Origin of the sequence: Streptomyces sp. Inha503 (assembly GCF_047215865.1) — a bacterium.
GTDB classification, from domain to species: domain Bacteria; phylum Actinomycetota; class Actinomycetes; order Streptomycetales; family Streptomycetaceae; genus Streptomyces; species Streptomyces lycopersici.
The window spans coordinates 4,214,069-4,229,290 of sequence record NZ_CP178360.1; the positions used below are offsets into that span (position 1 = coordinate 4,214,069).

General features: G+C 66.6%; 15 protein-coding genes and 1 tRNA gene. 15 read left to right on the top strand and 1 reads right to left on the bottom strand.

Annotated elements, in window-relative coordinates; translation table 11 throughout:
• Positions 1–307 precede the first annotated feature (307 nt).
• From ACJX2R_RS17520 to ACJX2R_RS17535, 4 genes are all read left to right on the top strand, one after another.
• Entirely contained in the window at positions 308–1,168 is an 861-nt protein-coding gene (locus ACJX2R_RS17520) for a hypothetical protein (RefSeq protein WP_413100878.1), read from the top strand.
• 325 nt (positions 1,169–1,493) lie between these two features.
• On the top strand, positions 1,494–2,117 hold the full coding sequence (locus tag ACJX2R_RS17525) for a hypothetical protein (protein ID WP_413100879.1): 624 nt from the start codon (positions 1,494–1,496) through the stop codon (positions 2,115–2,117).
• 58 nt (positions 2,118–2,175) lie between these two features.
• Positions 2,176–2,652, top strand: a complete 477-nt coding sequence (locus tag ACJX2R_RS17530; protein WP_413100880.1) for a hypothetical protein — start codon at positions 2,176–2,178, stop codon at positions 2,650–2,652.
• 362 nt (positions 2,653–3,014) lie between these two features.
• A complete protein-coding gene (locus tag ACJX2R_RS17535; RefSeq protein WP_413100881.1) occupies positions 3,015–3,917 on the top strand; it encodes an endonuclease/exonuclease/phosphatase family protein in 903 nt (300 codons plus the stop codon).
• Positions 3,918–4,009: 92 nt separating this feature from the next.
• On the opposite strand, the gene ACJX2R_RS17540 is transcribed toward ACJX2R_RS17535, so the two are convergent.
• Positions 4,010–5,449, bottom strand: coding sequence for a Twin-arginine translocation pathway signal (locus ACJX2R_RS17540; protein ID WP_413100882.1), 1,440 nt, complete (start codon positions 5,447–5,449; stop codon positions 4,010–4,012).
• Positions 5,450–5,802: 353 nt separating this feature from the next.
• Between ACJX2R_RS17540 and ACJX2R_RS17545 the strand changes: the two genes are divergently transcribed.
• The 11 genes from ACJX2R_RS17545 to ACJX2R_RS17595 all read left to right on the top strand — a co-directional run bounded on the left by ACJX2R_RS17545 (position 5,803) and on the right by ACJX2R_RS17595 (position 15,222).
• Entirely contained in the window at positions 5,803–6,441 is a 639-nt protein-coding gene (locus ACJX2R_RS17545) for an rRNA adenine N-6-methyltransferase family protein (RefSeq protein ID WP_413100883.1), read from the top strand.
• A complete protein-coding gene (locus tag ACJX2R_RS17550) occupies positions 6,387–7,622 on the top strand; it encodes a metallophosphoesterase (RefSeq protein WP_413100884.1) in 1,236 nt (411 codons plus the stop codon). Before ACJX2R_RS17545 ends, ACJX2R_RS17550 begins: the two co-directional genes overlap by 55 nt.
• On the top strand, positions 7,622–8,443 hold the full coding sequence (locus ACJX2R_RS17555) for a TauD/TfdA family dioxygenase (RefSeq protein WP_413100885.1): 822 nt from the start codon (positions 7,622–7,624) through the stop codon (positions 8,441–8,443). The genes ACJX2R_RS17550 and ACJX2R_RS17555 overlap by 1 nt, the downstream gene beginning before the upstream one ends.
• Positions 8,440–8,985, top strand: a complete 546-nt coding sequence (locus ACJX2R_RS17560; RefSeq protein ID WP_413100886.1) for a dCTP deaminase domain-containing protein — start codon at positions 8,440–8,442, stop codon at positions 8,983–8,985. Before ACJX2R_RS17555 ends, ACJX2R_RS17560 begins: the two co-directional genes overlap by 4 nt.
• A complete protein-coding gene (dcd, locus tag ACJX2R_RS17565) occupies positions 8,982–9,506 on the top strand; it encodes a dCTP deaminase (RefSeq protein ID WP_413100887.1) in 525 nt (174 codons plus the stop codon). Before ACJX2R_RS17560 ends, dcd begins: the two co-directional genes overlap by 4 nt.
• A 4-nt stretch (positions 9,507–9,510) precedes the next feature.
• Positions 9,511–10,239, top strand: a complete 729-nt coding sequence (locus ACJX2R_RS17570) for a PIG-L deacetylase family protein (RefSeq protein WP_413100888.1) — start codon at positions 9,511–9,513, stop codon at positions 10,237–10,239.
• On the top strand, positions 10,236–10,970 hold the full coding sequence (locus tag ACJX2R_RS17575) for a WbqC family protein (protein ID WP_413100889.1): 735 nt from the start codon (positions 10,236–10,238) through the stop codon (positions 10,968–10,970). The genes ACJX2R_RS17570 and ACJX2R_RS17575 overlap by 4 nt, the downstream gene beginning before the upstream one ends.
• Entirely contained in the window at positions 10,967–12,076 is a 1,110-nt protein-coding gene (locus ACJX2R_RS17580) for a glycosyltransferase family 4 protein (protein WP_413100890.1), read from the top strand. The genes ACJX2R_RS17575 and ACJX2R_RS17580 overlap by 4 nt, the downstream gene beginning before the upstream one ends.
• Entirely contained in the window at positions 12,069–13,721 is a 1,653-nt protein-coding gene (locus tag ACJX2R_RS17585) for a proline--tRNA ligase (protein WP_413100891.1), read from the top strand. The genes ACJX2R_RS17580 and ACJX2R_RS17585 overlap by 8 nt, the downstream gene beginning before the upstream one ends.
• A 191-nt stretch (positions 13,722–13,912) precedes the next feature.
• A tRNA-Thr gene (locus tag ACJX2R_RS17590) sits at positions 13,913–13,987 on the top strand.
• A 128-nt stretch (positions 13,988–14,115) separates the two neighbouring features.
• Complete coding sequence (locus ACJX2R_RS17595) at positions 14,116–15,222, top strand: UDP-N-acetylglucosamine--N-acetylmuramyl-(pentapeptide) pyrophosphoryl-undecaprenol N-acetylglucosamine transferase (RefSeq protein ID WP_413100892.1); 1,107 nt, start codon at positions 14,116–14,118, stop codon at positions 15,220–15,222.

The following is a 15,222-nucleotide window of genomic DNA, read 5'->3' on the forward strand; positions in this document are numbered from 1 at the left end:
ACTGCCAGGAAGGGAGGGGCGGCGGCAAAACCAGCCGTGACACCAACCCTCAAATCCTGGCGCTGCCTTCTCGCCCGCGTCGACACCGACGTCAACTACCCCTCTGCCAATTCCACCATCAGGCCAGACAGGACTGAATCCCCCTCGACCGCGGTGTTCACTTTCCCGCGTCCGAGATGCCTCTGCCGCCGCCGGGCTGACCGGCGGAGGCAGAGGGAAGGCCCCTCCGCCTCGAACACTCCGAGGCGCGGGTGGGTCGCCACCAACCCGAACGACCCGGCGAACCAGACCATATGGAGATACACGCGTGACCGTGATCGATGTCCTTGATGAGACCGGGCGCGAGCGTCAGCTCGCCGACCAGATCACAGGGATGCTGGAAGATACAGCCGAGCTGGTGTCGGACATCACTGCTCTGAGTCCACCGGCCGTGCTGAGGTTCCGGCTGCTGAGCCCCTCGGCATGGCGCGCGGAGTCGCTGGCGTATATACGCCGCCAGGTCGAGGCCAGCTTCGCCCGGTCCGCACCCTCCGCGGACGAGGAAGCCGAGGCGCGGAAGACAGAGATCACCTACCGTGCATCGACTCTGGCGAGCTGGTGGATGACGGAAGGCAGGACGATGCTCGACAGTACGGGCGAACCGCAGAGCCTCATCGCGCCCAAAGCGCTGCACCATACGGGGCTGCGTTACGCCGGCAACCATCTATACCGGCTCGTCGTGCACGAGGCTGTCCACCAGTGGCAGATAGCCTCCAGCAGTCCCGCGATCATGCCCGTTCCGGTACTGGACCGCGACCTCACGGCTCCCCACCAGGGCCTGATCTATCTGGCGGAGGGCCACGCTGACTGGGTGGTGCAGGAGGTCGCGCGTCGGCTGTTCGGGCCGGACACAGCGCCTGCTGCGGATCTGCGGCGGTCGTGGCGCTACCGCGGGCAGACCGCGTTGATCAAGTGGATGGCCCGCAGGGTCGCCAACGCCGACGCGGTTGAGCGGGCGGAGGAGCAGATGCACGATCTACGCGGTCAGGGCCTGCACTGGGTGGCATTAGCCATCAAGGGGGCCGGTGGCGTGATCCCGTTCAACAGGGTCTGGCAGGACACCTCGTACGTCCCCACGGCGGACGAGGTTGCCTACCCGGAGAGGTGGCTCAGCCGCGTGGGTTTCTGACCCATGAGCACCTGCGCCCCGCCCGTCCTCGTGGCGTCCTTCCGCGGCCACGGACCACATACCCTGCCGGTCGGCCTGACGCCGCTTCCCATGGTTGCCGCGTAACCCGGCCGCACCACACTCCCTCTCCGGCTGGCATTACACGGCAGGACCACATTCCCCCGCCGTCCTGCCACAGCCGGAGAGGGGCTTTCACCGCACGTCGGAAAGGACTGACATGCATCGGAGCGAGTTCCTTTATCCCCCCGGCGGACCGCCGCCGGATCGCCCCACTGCTGGTCTTCCACGTCCACGGCCCCATCAGCACTTCGCGGGCAGCATCCGCGTGCCCTTCATCGCTCCGTGGACTGGAGAAAATGCACGTCAGCCCACGATAACGACGCGACTGGGCCGCATCGGCTATGGGATCGGCTATGCGGACGAATACGGCATCGCTGATCGTATGCGGGGCGCATTGTGGGTCAGGATGCCGGTCAAACCCGGAGCGGGTGGGCCGTTGCTCGGCCGGATACACGCCCTGCGTCAGCGGCAGGCGATGTATCACATGCTGTGTCAGGGCTGCGGCCAATCCACCGTTGGTTGCCGACGCGATCAACGGCATCTCTTCCTTATGGCCTCGGCAACCGGACAGCCGATTGCCGAGGGAGACAAAACCGTCACACCCCCTTCATGCGCGGGCTGTGCTGTCGAGGCGGTACAGGAAGGCCCGCCCTCGCGGAGACGGCATGTGGCGGTACTGGTGGAGCACGCCCTGGTCTGGGGTGTCGCCGGCATCGTGTACTCGCCCGACACCCTTGCGCCGGTGCCCCGTGACAACGGCAACGAATTCGCACTCGTGGAGTACAACGACCCGAGACTCCCATGGACACTCGCATATCGCGAAGTCGTCTCGCTGCACGGCTGCACGGCCGTGGACCTTGAAGACCTGATCGAACAGGCCACCGCCTAAGCCGTCCAACCCCGTGTCATCGCATCCCTACATATCCCGGAACTGGAAAGGAGCCATAATGACCAGCCAACCGCGCAAACCACCGGGCCGTTTAAGGCTGTCTGCTCGCGAGCGCGAAGCCCTCCAGCTCACAGCGAGTGGTATGACGCCGACGGAAGCGGCCACAGAGATGGGCGTTTGTACATCCAGGGTGAACGACTGCCTGCGGGACGCCTCAGCCAAGCTCCTCTCCCCCGAACGGCCGGGTGCCGTGCACCGGGCCTACCTGCTGGAGGAAATTCCTCCGCCCGACCGCACAAACGACGGTGTGGACCTCGTACTCAGTACGGGGCAGCACGAGGTTCTCCGCGGCTTGGCAGATGGCCAGGACGTGGGATGGATCGCTGCGAACAGAGGGGTGTCTACGGATATCGTGCGGAGAGACGTGCGAAAGCTGATGGCACTTGTGGACGCCAAAACCGGAGCCCATCTCATCCGTCGTGGATGGGAGTTGGGCCTTCTCGAACCGCAACGGGACCTCCTTGAGCGACTGTAAACAATTACGCGCTGTCCTCTTTGAGGAATAGAGCCATGACTGACAAGTTGAAAGCTCCGTCGCGTACAGATCAGATCGATCGCAGTTTCAACGCGATCACGGCCGAGGAGCACGCCGTCCTCGTTGACGCGAACGCGCTCGCCGCCTGAAGGAATCCTCTGCGCTGCCGCGCTGAAAACGTGCGAGCGCTCCCAGGACTGGGGCTTCCTCCCGGTCGTGAGGACCATCCCCCTGTATTGGAAGGTCCCCGGCCGTGCCTCTCGGAGGAGGCGGCGCCTGAGCGCCCCGGCTGCGGCTCGTGGGGAAGCCGCGGCCGGCCCACCATCCCCATACCGGTTCCACCAACCACCTGAAAGGGCTCCATGGACGCCAGCAGCACCATCGATGTGGCTGTCTGGAACATCGAGGCAGACGGCGGCTGCCAGGGTGAACGCCGTGACCTCGCCCTGGACATCCTGGCCGAGCACGAGCCGGACGTCTGGCTCCAGCAGGAAGCGAAACACAGCCGGGAAGGCGGCCAACGACTCAAGAACAGCGCGGCGAAGCGGCTCGGGCTCCGCGGCTTCCTGGCAGAGCCCAACCCCTACGTTGATGCCGACATCGCCACCGCCGTGTACCTACGCCCCGAACTCTTCCACGTCCGCGAGGAGCCGCCGCGCGCGAAGCCATGGTGGCTGCACCCCTGCCACGTACAGGCGCAATTGGGCGACTGCCCTGTGCCGCTGAACATCGTCTCCGCGCATCTGTGCTTCTTCGACGCCAATCAGCGGCTCACCGAAGCTGGGTGGCTGACCACTCTCGCCGAGCCCGGCATGGTGACCCTCATCGGCATGGACAGCAACAGTTACCCGAGGGCTCCTGAACCGGTGACCTTGCCGGACTGGGACTCGGTCACCGATCGCGCGCACATGGTCCACCGCACCTACGTGGATGCCGACGGCCACCGGCGTAGCGACACTCGTCCTGACGCCGCCCTCATAGACGCCGGATATGTCGATCTCGCTCGGCACGCCGCTGACCATCTCGGGGTGGACAGCAAGGTGGCGCTCGCCCCTACGGCGGGGTTCGACAAACCGCATCAGGGCGGTCCACAGCGCATTGACCGCGGTTACGCGGCTGGTGGTGCGGCCGTTGCTCTCGACCATGTCGAGGTCATCGACACCGATGACACCCGCGCCGCCTCCGACCACGCCCTAGTCCTGTACCGCTTCAACCGCGCTCGCCTGGAACGCGTACTCACGCAAGCCGCACCATGCGCACGGTGATCAGACGGCCCGTCGGCATCACCGAAGTGGGCCGGTGCCCCATCCAGCAGCTGTTACGACCGCGATACGCGGCTCTGGTCGTGAGAGCAGCTTCACGCGGGGGCAGCGGTGCCGTGGGCGTCGATGATCGCAGGGAGGGCGCGCACACGGTCATGCAGTTCGTCGACACCGGTTGCGTGCGTCGGGCTGAGAACGGCGTCGAGCTGCGTGAGGCGGCTTCTGGAAGTGGAGCGAAGCCGTGCTGCGGGTACGCGGGCCAGGACGTCCAGAGCGCGTTGCGCGGCATCGGCCGGTTGGGTGGGGGCTTCGGCTTGGGCCAGGAGCAGGGCGGCGGCGGCCCAGCCGGGGGTGGCCGCGGTACAGGCGTTCATGGACGTCTCGGCGGTGGCCACCGCCCTGTCGGTCCTTCCCAGGGCGCGATCGGCGTCCGCTTCGTGCAGCCGGTGTTCTGCGATGTCGTAGCCGAACCTGCCTGGCGCCCAGCCCGCTGCGTCGGTCTCCAGTTCATGCGTCGCGGTCGCCAGCGCAGCGTCAGCCTCCTCTTGACGGTTCAGTGCGGCCAAGGACGGAAGCAGTGCCCATGCGTGGAGCTGCGCCCGAGGCAATCCGGAGGGGGCGCAGGCCAGGCCGCGTTCAGCGTGGGCCAGAGCGAGGATGTGCTGGCTGGCCACACGGGCGACCATCGCCTGAGCGCCCCAAGCCCACGCTGTGAGTCGCGCGTCTCCACTGCGGTCGCCGTAGGTCGTGGCCGTAGCCAGATGTGCCCGTGCTCCGGCGTGGTCGCCAAGGTGATATGCGAGGTTGCCCAGGAGTGCGGAGAGCCAGCCGACGCCTCGCCGCAGTTCGGTCTCGATTCGCTCCGGCGTCGACGCGTCGCAGGTGAGGGCTTGCACCAGCAGGCCCCTGGCCGCACGCACTTCGGTGAAGAGCACGTGGGGCGGGTGCTTGCTGTAGCCGAGCGCGTAGTGCTCGATCGCTGCCTCGGTCAGGTCCACGACCGCAGTACTGCCCGACGGGTCGGCGAGCAACGCGAGATGCAGAGATTCCCGGACGGCCGGCAAACCGGCGGAGGTCGTCATGGTCACCATGCTTTCCCGTGCGGGAAGGACGCACGCTTGGGGCCCGGGAGCACTGTATCGAGTGGCCTGAGTCCACTCGGGTTGTTCGTGGTCAGGGGCACGGTCAAGCCCGAGCTGCTCCGGCCGGGCCTGGTAGACCGTGCACAGGACCTCGACGTACTCCAGGCTGGGCCTCTCGTAGGGCCGGTGTTCCCATCGGCAGAGCATCGACTCCGACATGCCCGGTGGCATCAGCCCGCGCGACCGGTACAGGGCGCCGACCCGCTCGATGGTGCGGGACCGAGGCCAGCCGAGCGCGAGGCGCCACGCCTCCAACGAGTGCACTTCGGGCAGCTCGGCGCGGATCACGTCGGCCGTCTGCTCGACTCCGCTGCCGCTGTGCAGGCACCGTTCCCTGATCTCGGCGGCGGCCTTCTTGATAGCGGCGCGACGCGATCGACTGACCGTAATCATTTACGCACCCCCCGCAATGAGGCTGGCTGCGCGTCACAGTATCCGAGCTTCCGTGCCGGTGGGAGTACGTCCTGTCGCGACGGCGCCGACATTGCGAGTTGCCCGCAATACGCGCAAGTAGATCCGGCAATGACCTGGGAACCACCTGCCAGCACGATGAATGAGTGCCGTGGCCAATCCGGTACGGCGCCCACGATCAGGAGATTGGCGTACCCCGCCTCTGGCCAGAGGCACTTGTCGTCGGCCTGTCGACGTCGCGTGCGCGCTGCCCACCTTCACCACGGTTGTTCGACCGTGCCCCTCGTCCAATGGGAGCGACCTCAGTGACCGTCATACCTCCGAATCTTGAAGGGATGCCCGCGAGCGCGACGGGACACACCCACCAGCGGGCACGTATGCCGTCGGCTGGCGAAAGCCGGGTCACCGCCGACCTTCTCGCGGAAGCCGGCTTCGACGTCTGTACCGATCTCGGCCAGCACTTTCTGCGATCACAGGATGCGGCGTACCGGCTTTTGGACTGCGCCGACCTGGGGGATGAGGACCAGGTCCTGGAGGTCGGTGCGGGCCTGGGGACGCTGTCCGGCACGGTGGCGGAGAGCGGACGTCGAATCTGGGCGGTGGAGAAGGACCAACGGCTGGGGTCCATCCTCCAGGACGTGCTGGACCGGTTCGGCCCGCGGGCACGCGTCAGCATCTCGGACGTACGCGACGTTGACCTTGACGAAGGGCTCGTTGCCGGCACTGTGCTCCTGGCGATCATGCCGTTCGACTGGGAGCTCTCGGTGGTGCTCACCCGGCACGTTTTCGCCTCCACACCGAAGGTGGAGCGGGGGCTCGTGGTCGTGCCGAGCAGGACGCTGGAGCAGTACCAGGCGGCGGGAGAAGAAGGAGGCACACTGCGGCTGCGCGAGGTCGACGGGATCTCTCGCTCTGAGTTTTGGCCGAAGGCGCCCGAAGCATTGCGCGTTGTGTCTATCGAGAGGTGCCGATGAACACCTCGCTGATCGTAACGACCGACTTCCATTCGAACGTGCCAGAAGGACGGGCCCTTCTGGCCACTCTGCGCAAGTATCGCCAGGCAGGCGGTGCAGTAATGGTGGACGCCGGAGACTTCTTCGGCGGCACCGCCTTCCACGCATTCTCCCAGGGGACAGTAGAAGAACGACTTCTCGGAGACCTGTACGACGCGCTCGTGCCGGGTAACCACGACTTCTCCGACCTGCTGCGACTGCGGAGCCCGGACCGGTTCCCGCCGGTGGTGTGCGCGAACCTGCGACCTCCGCGAGGGTTCTCGGCCCGCTGGGAGAGCGGGCTGCTGCTCCCGGGGTCCGCGCCAAGGGTGGGCATCGTCGGCTACCTGGGCCGACAGGCGTACGAAGCCGTCCCCGTCCAGGAGCGTGCCGGATTCGACTTCGTGGACCCGACCGCGGACCTGATCGCGGCCGAGCGAGACCGGTTGCTATCCGCCGGGGCCGACCTCGTGATCGGCGTGAGCCACAGCGGCTTCGCCCTTGACGTCGCCGATCAGGACAACGACTGGCCGCTGTCCCTGGTCGTCTCCGGGCACTGCCACAGCACCTCGTACCACTGGGCATCGGAGGATCGACACGTCATCAAAGCTCCGGAGACAGGGCAGGGACTCCTCCGGCTCAACCTCGACTCCCGCGGCCGCCACCAATTCACCGTCGAAGCCCTCCCCACCAACTCTCCAGCGGCTTCGGATGGGCTTGAGGAGGAAATGGCCCAGTACACGGCTTGGGGAGCCGAGCTGATCGGAGCTCTGCCCGCGCCCGTCCCGGATCGAAAGGACGTGGCGTGCCTGCTGGCCCAGCGGGCGCAGGTCACCACCGGCGCTGACGCCTTCCTCATGAGCCTGTGGGCTTTGCGCCAGGGACTGCCGCAGGCCATCACCCGCCGGGCCCTCATGAACTGCGTCCCCTTCGACTCCGACCTCGTCCTCCTCGACGGTGAATACCGCGTTGAAGGGGTCGTGGACCAGTCGCGCCGGATTGGCGAAGAACCGGTCCTCTACCACCCGGCCGCCGGGGCGGGCCCAGCGTACTCACTGGCGACCACAAGCTATCTCGCCGACCGGCTGGGCCTCACTGCGCAGCCCATCTTCCCGCCGTGCACGCTGCGCGGCATCCTCACCGATCTCGTTACGGAGACCTGATGAGCAACGTGCTGACCCTGGAGGGCCACGACTTGGTGCATGGCCCCACCGCGCCGCGTGAGTTCGCAGCCCGCCTCACAGGCGACGGCGCCGGAGTCGCAGTGGTTTCGCTCCAGCGGGACACAGACCACCGCCGCGCCCTGGACTTGAGCCTCGGGCTGCTGTCCGCGCTGGGCCCGGTGCTGAGCGTGTATCCCGACGACGGCTGTTGGAGCGACCTGGCAGTGCGCACGGACGTCGACCCCGCGCGAACCCACGGCGTCGGTGAGAACCGGCTCCATGTCGACTTGGTGGACCGCGAGCTGAGCCCCCGCTACATCGCCCTGTACTGCGTCCGCGCCGATCCACTGACCGGGGGCGCGTCAGCTCTGTCCGATCTATGGGCCGCAGCAGACGATCTGACGACCACCGACCGGGACCTGCTCAGCAGACCCGCTTTCTCCTACTGGCCCGATAAGGGCGTGCACGGAGTCGGCGAGAGCCTGCCTCACTTCCCCATCCTCCCTGAGCAGATCGACAACAGCACACCGATCCGCTTCACCAGCAAGATGCAGCCCCACCTGCGGCAAGGCCAGCTTATGAACGCGAGTGAAGGCACCCTCCCCTACATCATCCGGGCGTTCGACCGGCTAGTGACCGCCGCCTACAAGCACCGCACCACCGTCCGTCTAGCCCCGGGGCAGCTACTCGTCTTCGACCAGTGGCGCTACGCACACGGCCGGATGCCGCTCGGACGCGGCCAGGAGACGGTTCCCGAAGACCGGCGGCGCCTGCTCAAGCAGGGCTACGTAGGCCACGTGGGCACCGGAGGTGTTCGGTGATTCTCACCGGATCCGCCATCGAGAATGCCGTCCGCCGCGGGGACCTCACCATCGATCCGTTCGACCTGGATCTGGTCAACCCCAACAGCTACAACTATCGCCTGGGGGATGTGCTGAAGATTCCCATCGATGGGCCAGCCGATCCCCGCAGGGAGACGGCGCTGAAGACCATCCACATTCCGGCCGACGGGTACGAGCTGCAACCGGGCACGCTTTACCTTGGGGCGACAGCCGAGCGGATCGGCAGCGCCCGCTACGTGACGAGTCTCATCGGGCGATCCTCCCTCGGACGCCTCGGCGCTTTCCTACAGATCTCCGCCGACCTCGCGCAACTCGGCGCGCTCCACCAGTGGACACTGGAGATCGTCGTCGTACAGCCCCTCACCATCTACGCCGGAATGCGCGTGGGCCAGGTGTCCTTCTGGGAGCGGGCCGGTGCGCAGATGCCTTACGTCGGCCACTACGGACGACTCGATGACCCATCGCCCTGCTCCCCCAGCGCCCTGGCCGGCACCCCGGTGCAAGAGGGGAGCGCGGCGTGATTCTCACCGGTCCCGAGATCCACAGCCGAGTCAAGGCCGGGGAAATTCAGATCGATCCGTTCGATCCTGCTCTCCTGAGCCCCAACAGTTACGACTTCCACCTCGGCAGCACGATCGGCTGGTACACCGAACGACGCCTCGACTGTGCGCGCCGGAACCCGTTCGAATCACACACGATTCCGTCCGAGGGCATGCTCCTCACCCCGGACCGGATCTACCTTGCCGCTACCGCACAGCGCATCGGTAGTGACCACTTCGTACCGATCATCCGTGCCCGCTCCTCCGTGGCCCGGCTCGGTCTGTTCGTCCACGTCACCGCAGACCTGATCGACATCGGCTCTCACGGACACCTCACGCTGCAACTGCACGCGGTGCAACCCGTGAAGATCTACCCGGGCCTACGGATCGGGCAGGTCACGTTCTGGACAGTCCAGGGCGACGTCGTTCTGTACGACGGCAAGTACCAGGGCGCCACCAGCGCGATGCCTTCCCAGATCCATCGCGACTTCGAGGGGCGGTAATCCAGTGCCCCACGCCTCCGCGACGAGTCCGAACAGTCTGGAGCACGTCATCACCGTGGTCGCGCATCCCGACGATGCCGAACTGCTCGCCTACGGCACTCTGCGGCGCTACCGCCAGCTCGGCGCCAGCGTCACCGTACTGATGGCGACCCACGGCGCCAACGGCGTCTCCCTCGCCGACGCGGCCCGCGGCGTCCGCCTCTCCAAAGAGCAACGTGTGCGCGAAGTGCGCCTGGCCTGGGACGGCACAGGCGTCGAGGTTGCTTGCCTCGGCCTCACCGATGGTGCGCTTCACTCCGACCAGCGCCTGATCTCAGCCCTCGAGGGCGAACTGGCGCGCAGGAGCTGCACAACCGTGATCACGCACAGCCCGCATGCCGACAACGACCACCAGGACCACCTTGCGCTCGGCGCAGCTACCGCCAACGCCGCCACCCGAGTGCCGTCCTGCCACACCGTGCTGTACGGCGAACCGCACGCTCCTCGCAGCGGGTTCGCCCCGACCGTCCTGGTCGACATCACGGACTTCCTGGACGACAAGGTCAAGGCCCTAGCGCGCCACGAGACGCAAGAAGGCCGCTGGTACCTGGGCGAGCCCTACACCCGTCAACGAGCGGCAGCGGCCGGATGGCGGCTGCGGCCCACTGACGCCGCGTCGGGCCGCGGCTACGAGGCGTTCGAGACTCCCCTGCTCACCCTGCTGCACCGTGTTCCGGCACTGGAGTGCCCATGATCTACATCGAACAACCACCGTTCCTGCCATGGCTCGGCTTCTGCGAGGCACTCATCGCCTGCACCACCATCGCCCTGTACGACGACGTGCAGTTCGTTGAGCGCGGCTGGCAGAACCGCAACAGGATCAAGACCGCCAACGGCATCAGTTGGATCACCGTGCCGGTAGCCCGGAACACCGGCCAGCTCATCCGCGACACACGGATCGCGAACAGTTTCGACGCGGTGAGCATGGTCAGGGCGATCCGCCTGGCGTACGGGCGCAGCCCGTACGCCGACGAAGCCCTCCAAGTCATCGAGCCGCCCCTGTCGGCGGGCCACCAGTGGCTGGCCGACCTCAATGTGGACCTCCTCACGCAGATCGCCACAGCACTCGGCTCACGCGCGTCCCTCCTGCTCACTTCCCGCATGTCCTCGACGGGCTCCTGCAACAAAACCGAGCGCCTGGCCCGCATCTGCACAGCCGCTGGTGAGCGGGACCTGTGGGCAGGTTCGGGCACACGGCAGTACCTCGACACCACGGCACTCGCCAAGAACGGGATCACCGTCACCTGGAATGAGTACGCCAGTCGCCATCCCCGCTACGCCCAGGCGTGGGTGAAACAGGGCTTCACCCCGAACCTGTCGGTCATCGACGCGGCCTGCGCCATCGGCTGGGCCGGCGTCTCGGCCATGCTCCGCGCTGGCCTCGACGACTACCGCACCACCGCATCCACGGGAGACGCACCATGACCCGCCCGCGCATCATCACCGGGATCGATCTGCCCCTCCAGCCGTCGTGCGGCTCCACCATCTGGGCGAGCGACGTGTACCGCCAGCTCGCCCCCGACTTCCGCACCACGTTCCTGGCATTGCCCAGCCACGAGGTGTGGCAGCACGGTTTCGAAGAAACCGTCGCACTGCGCGCAACAAAGCAGTCGTACGGCCCGAACTTCGCCCAGTACACCAATGCGCTGACCGAGGAGGTCAAGCGACTGCTGCACGACCGGCGTCCCGACCTCATCCACGCCCAGCACCTCGGCTTCGGGCTCGCGCTCGCCTTCGCCCGCGCCGCGGGCCAAACGCCCATCATCGCCATCGCGCACGGCACCGACGCCATTGCCGCCACCGAGAACGATCAAGCCCGAGATGCGCTGATCGAGATCGTGGCTGCCAGTACAGCCGTCGCGGTACCAAATGCCGCGATGGCCGAGCAGGTCAATGCCCTCACCCGCGGGAGATACAGCAGCCGATTAGTCACCGTGCCTTGGGGCGTTCCCTTACCGGAGCATCCCACCGCCCTGCCCACTGACGGGCATCGGCTACTGCTGGTACACGCGGGACGCCTCGACTCGAACAAATCCACGATCACTGCGATCGAGGCGCTGAAGCTCACAATCAGCGAACATCACCTCACGGTCATTGGCAGCGGCAGCGAACTGCCCCGCCTCACTGCCCGAGTCGCCGAGCTCGGCCTGAGCCATCGGGTCCGGTTCGAGCCGTTTCTGCCTCGCGAGGTCCTGTGGCAGCGCTTCGCCAACTTCGATGCGTTCCTGCTCACCACCAAGCAACTGGAGGCGTTCGGTCTGGTCGCCGTCGAGGCCCAGGCGCACGGGCTCCCCGTCCTCTATGGCGACTTGCCCGGCCTGCGCCGCACTCTTGGCGCCGGCGCCCTGGCGTACCCGCCGGGGGACGCCGCCGCTCTGGCCGCGCGCATCGACCGTCTCGCCAACGACTCCGGGCTACGCCGCACCCTCAGCAGCGCCGCAGCAAGCAACGCCCGGCGGCACGACATCACCGCCACCACCGCCCACCTGCGTGACTTGTCGAAAACCGTGATGAGGAGGGCCCGTGTCTGACACACCTTTGTACGCCAGCCGCCTGTGGCCGCCCGTGCGCCGCCGCGCAGTCAACACGACCGTGTCGACCCTCGAGCTGCTGGAATCCCTCGGCTACATCGCCAAGACCGACGCCACCGGCGTGTTCACCCTGCTGCCGCTGGGGCTCCGCGTCCACGACCGACTCTCCAGAATCGCTCGCACAGCATTCGAGGAGCGTGGTGCAAACACCGTCGGATTCCCCGCGCTCCAAAGCCGCTCGCTGTGGGAACAGTCCGGCAGGTGGGCCGCCTACCAGGCTGAGGGGGCGTTGTTGACCGTGACCAGCCGCAGCGGCGAGCAGATGTGCTTGGCCCCGACGTCCGAGGAGATCGCGGTCGCCACCGTGCGGGAGCACCTGCTCTCCTACCGCGATCTCCCGGTCCGGCTGTTCCTCAGCACCTCCAAATACCGCGACGAGATCGCTCCACGGGGTGGGCTGATGCGCGGCCGCGAATTCACCATGGCGGACGCCTACACGTTCGATACCGGCCCGGACGGCATGCGCGTATCGATCAACTTCCTCAACGACGCCTGCCGCGCCGCTCTGCTCCGCATGGGCCTCACCGGCGTCTTCCAGGCTCAGGCAGATGGCGGGAGCATCTCAGCCGGACCGTCCACCGAGCACTTGGTCCTCGGCGAGACCGGACAGAGCACCATCCTTGTCTGCGACCACTGCGGCCACCGTGGCGACGACGCCGTCCTGCGGGCCCGGCCCGCTCCGCAGAAGGATCCGATCGTCAACGTCATCACCTTCGCACTCACCGCTCACGACGGCACTTCGACCCCGGCCGCCGTGGCGATCCGCTCGGACCTCCAGGTCAGCCCCCGAAAGCTCGCCGCCGCCACCGGCGCCGTCCGCGTCGAACTCTTGAACCCCGCCGAGTTGCCCAAACACTTCGGAAAAGAAGCCGGCACCCTCACCCCCTGGGATGGTGGCAAAGCAAACACACTCTTCGACACCTCCGTCGCCCACCTGGAGACCTTCTCCATCTCCGACGGCGCCACCGGACTGCGCCACCATGTGACCTGGTCAGGAACGAAGGATTTACCCGCCCTATCGCCCACCGCCGCCGACCTCCACTGCGCCGCGCAGGGGATGGGATGCGGCCAATGCGACGACGGGCACTACCGCGAAGCCCGAGCCATCGAACTGGCTCACGTCTTTGAGTTGGGCACCCAGTACACCGCCGCGATGAACTTGTCATTCACCGACGAGCACGGCGCGGCGCGTACTCCCTATGCAGCATGCTCCGGCATCGGCATCACAAGATGCCTCCAGACCCTCGCCGACCTGCACCGTGACAAGGACGGGTTGCGCTGGAAGCCAGCAACCGCCCCGGCCGCCCTCCACATCATCGTGCTGCGCCCCGATCTGCCCGTCATGCGCGAACGCTCCGAACAGGTCGTCCAGCGCCTCTGCGACCGCGGGGCACCCCTGTTCGTCGACGACCGACCAGAACCGGCCGGCGAGAAGTTTCACTACGCCAACCTCCTCGGCCTCCCGCACGCTCTGGTCCTCTCCCCCCAGCAGAACGAGAACGAGGTCGAACTCATCGACCGGTGGACGTCCCGGGCCCACCAAACACCTGTCAGCCAGATCCCGGACACCTGGAGTCTGCGCTAACACACCCAATCACTCGCTGACCCCGTTTCGAGTCGCCGCTCAACTACTATCGATCGGCGCCAGAATCCGCATGCAGAAAAACAAGAAGATAGAAATCGAAAGCTGCTCAGCGAGGTGGCAAAAATTTGCCACCAATACCGAACTGGACGTTGACCGCCCCATCTCTCGCCTCTAATCTCGAAAGCAGTAGCCGGGTCGTAGCTCAAGGGCAAGAGCACGGCATAAGTGTTGCCGAGGAGCTGGTTCGAGTCCAGCCGACCCGACCAGTACCACACGCGGACCACCCTGCTCAGACGTCCAGAGCTGGGAGCCGTCCATCATTCGGACTATCCCGTCCCATCCGAAACAGTGAAGACGCTCAATTAACCCAAAAAGCGAACCAGGTGCGGTGCAGATGAAAATTGGCATTACCGGAGGCGGGAGCGCCGGACACGTTGTCCCGGCCCTCGCCGTGGCAGCCCGACTCCCCGCTCAGGGGGCGAAAGAGCTCGTATTCTTCGGACGTCCCGGAAGCATCGAGCACGAATACGCCGAGAAAGCTGGTATCCCATTCAGCCCCGTCCCCTCCGCAGGGCTGAAGCGCTACCGCTCGTGGAGCAATCTGCTGATGCCGTTCACCGTTCTCCACGGGATCGGGGCGGCTGTGACTGCCATGCGACGCGAACGCCCTGACGTCCTGTTCTCCAAGGGCAGCTACGTATCCGTACCCGTCGGGATCGCCGCCTGGCTCTGTCGAGTGCCGATCGTGGTCCACGAATCCGACCACTCTCTCGGCCTCGCCAATAAGATCGTTGCCCGAATGGCCACCCGAGTCTGCCTGTCCGTCGCGGCCCCCGCCGACACGCCGCGCTGGATCTCCCGGAAGTCCACTGTCACCGGCCTCCCACTGCGACACGACCTCGCTGTCGGCGCCCCGGAGCGACTGCGTCACAAGCTCGGCATCCCCGTCGGCAAGCCGGTCCTGCTGATCTTCTGCGGCAGCAGCGGATCCCAGCGCGTCAATGCCGCCGTACGGAGCCAACTCGCTCTGCTGCGCGAGCATTTCTCCATCCTGCACGTCCGAGGTAAGGGCAATCTGGACCCTTCCCTCCAGGGCGTACCGGACTACTGGCAGATGGAATACCTGCACGATGAGATGGCCGACGCCCTGTGGCTCGCCGACCTAGTGATCGGACGCGCCGGCGCCACGACGCTTGCCGAAGTGGAAGCGCTCGACAAGCGTGCGGTTCTCGTCCCGCTGCCCGCGGCAGTCAGCCGTGGCGATCAGCTCGACAACGCCGACGCCTTCGCGCGTCGCCGCCCGGGGCAGTGCATGGTCGTCCCCGACGACGAAAGCCTCAAGGACGGAGAGGAACTGGCCGAAGCGTGCCTGAAGCTGTCCGTTGGCCTTGGCCGCGCCACGCGAGAGCGCCCGGACCCGGAGTCGGTCTACCGGGCCGCCGACCGTATCGCACAGGAGACCATCGCTACAGCCCGACCCGGGCGTAGCCGCCGCACCTAG

Excerpts from the sequence above, each read along its gene's own strand:
- ACJX2R_RS17530 (WP_413100880.1), top strand. The coding sequence starts at position 2,176 with ATGACCAGCCAACCGCGCAAACCACCGGGCCGTTTAAGGCTGTCTGCT.
- ACJX2R_RS17535 (WP_413100881.1), top strand. The coding sequence starts at position 3,015 with ATGGACGCCAGCAGCACCATCGATGTGGCTGTCTGGAACATCGAGGCA.
- ACJX2R_RS17540 (WP_413100882.1), bottom strand. The coding sequence starts at position 5,449 with ATGATTACGGTCAGTCGATCGCGTCGCGCCGCTATCAAGAAGGCCGCC.
- ACJX2R_RS17545 (WP_413100883.1), top strand. The coding sequence starts at position 5,803 with ATGCCCGCGAGCGCGACGGGACACACCCACCAGCGGGCACGTATGCCG.
- ACJX2R_RS17555 (WP_413100885.1), top strand. The coding sequence starts at position 7,622 with ATGAGCAACGTGCTGACCCTGGAGGGCCACGACTTGGTGCATGGCCCC.
- ACJX2R_RS17575 (WP_413100889.1), top strand. The coding sequence starts at position 10,236 with ATGATCTACATCGAACAACCACCGTTCCTGCCATGGCTCGGCTTCTGC.
- ACJX2R_RS17580 (WP_413100890.1), top strand. The coding sequence starts at position 10,967 with ATGACCCGCCCGCGCATCATCACCGGGATCGATCTGCCCCTCCAGCCG.
- ACJX2R_RS17595 (WP_413100892.1), top strand. The coding sequence starts at position 14,116 with ATGAAAATTGGCATTACCGGAGGCGGGAGCGCCGGACACGTTGTCCCG.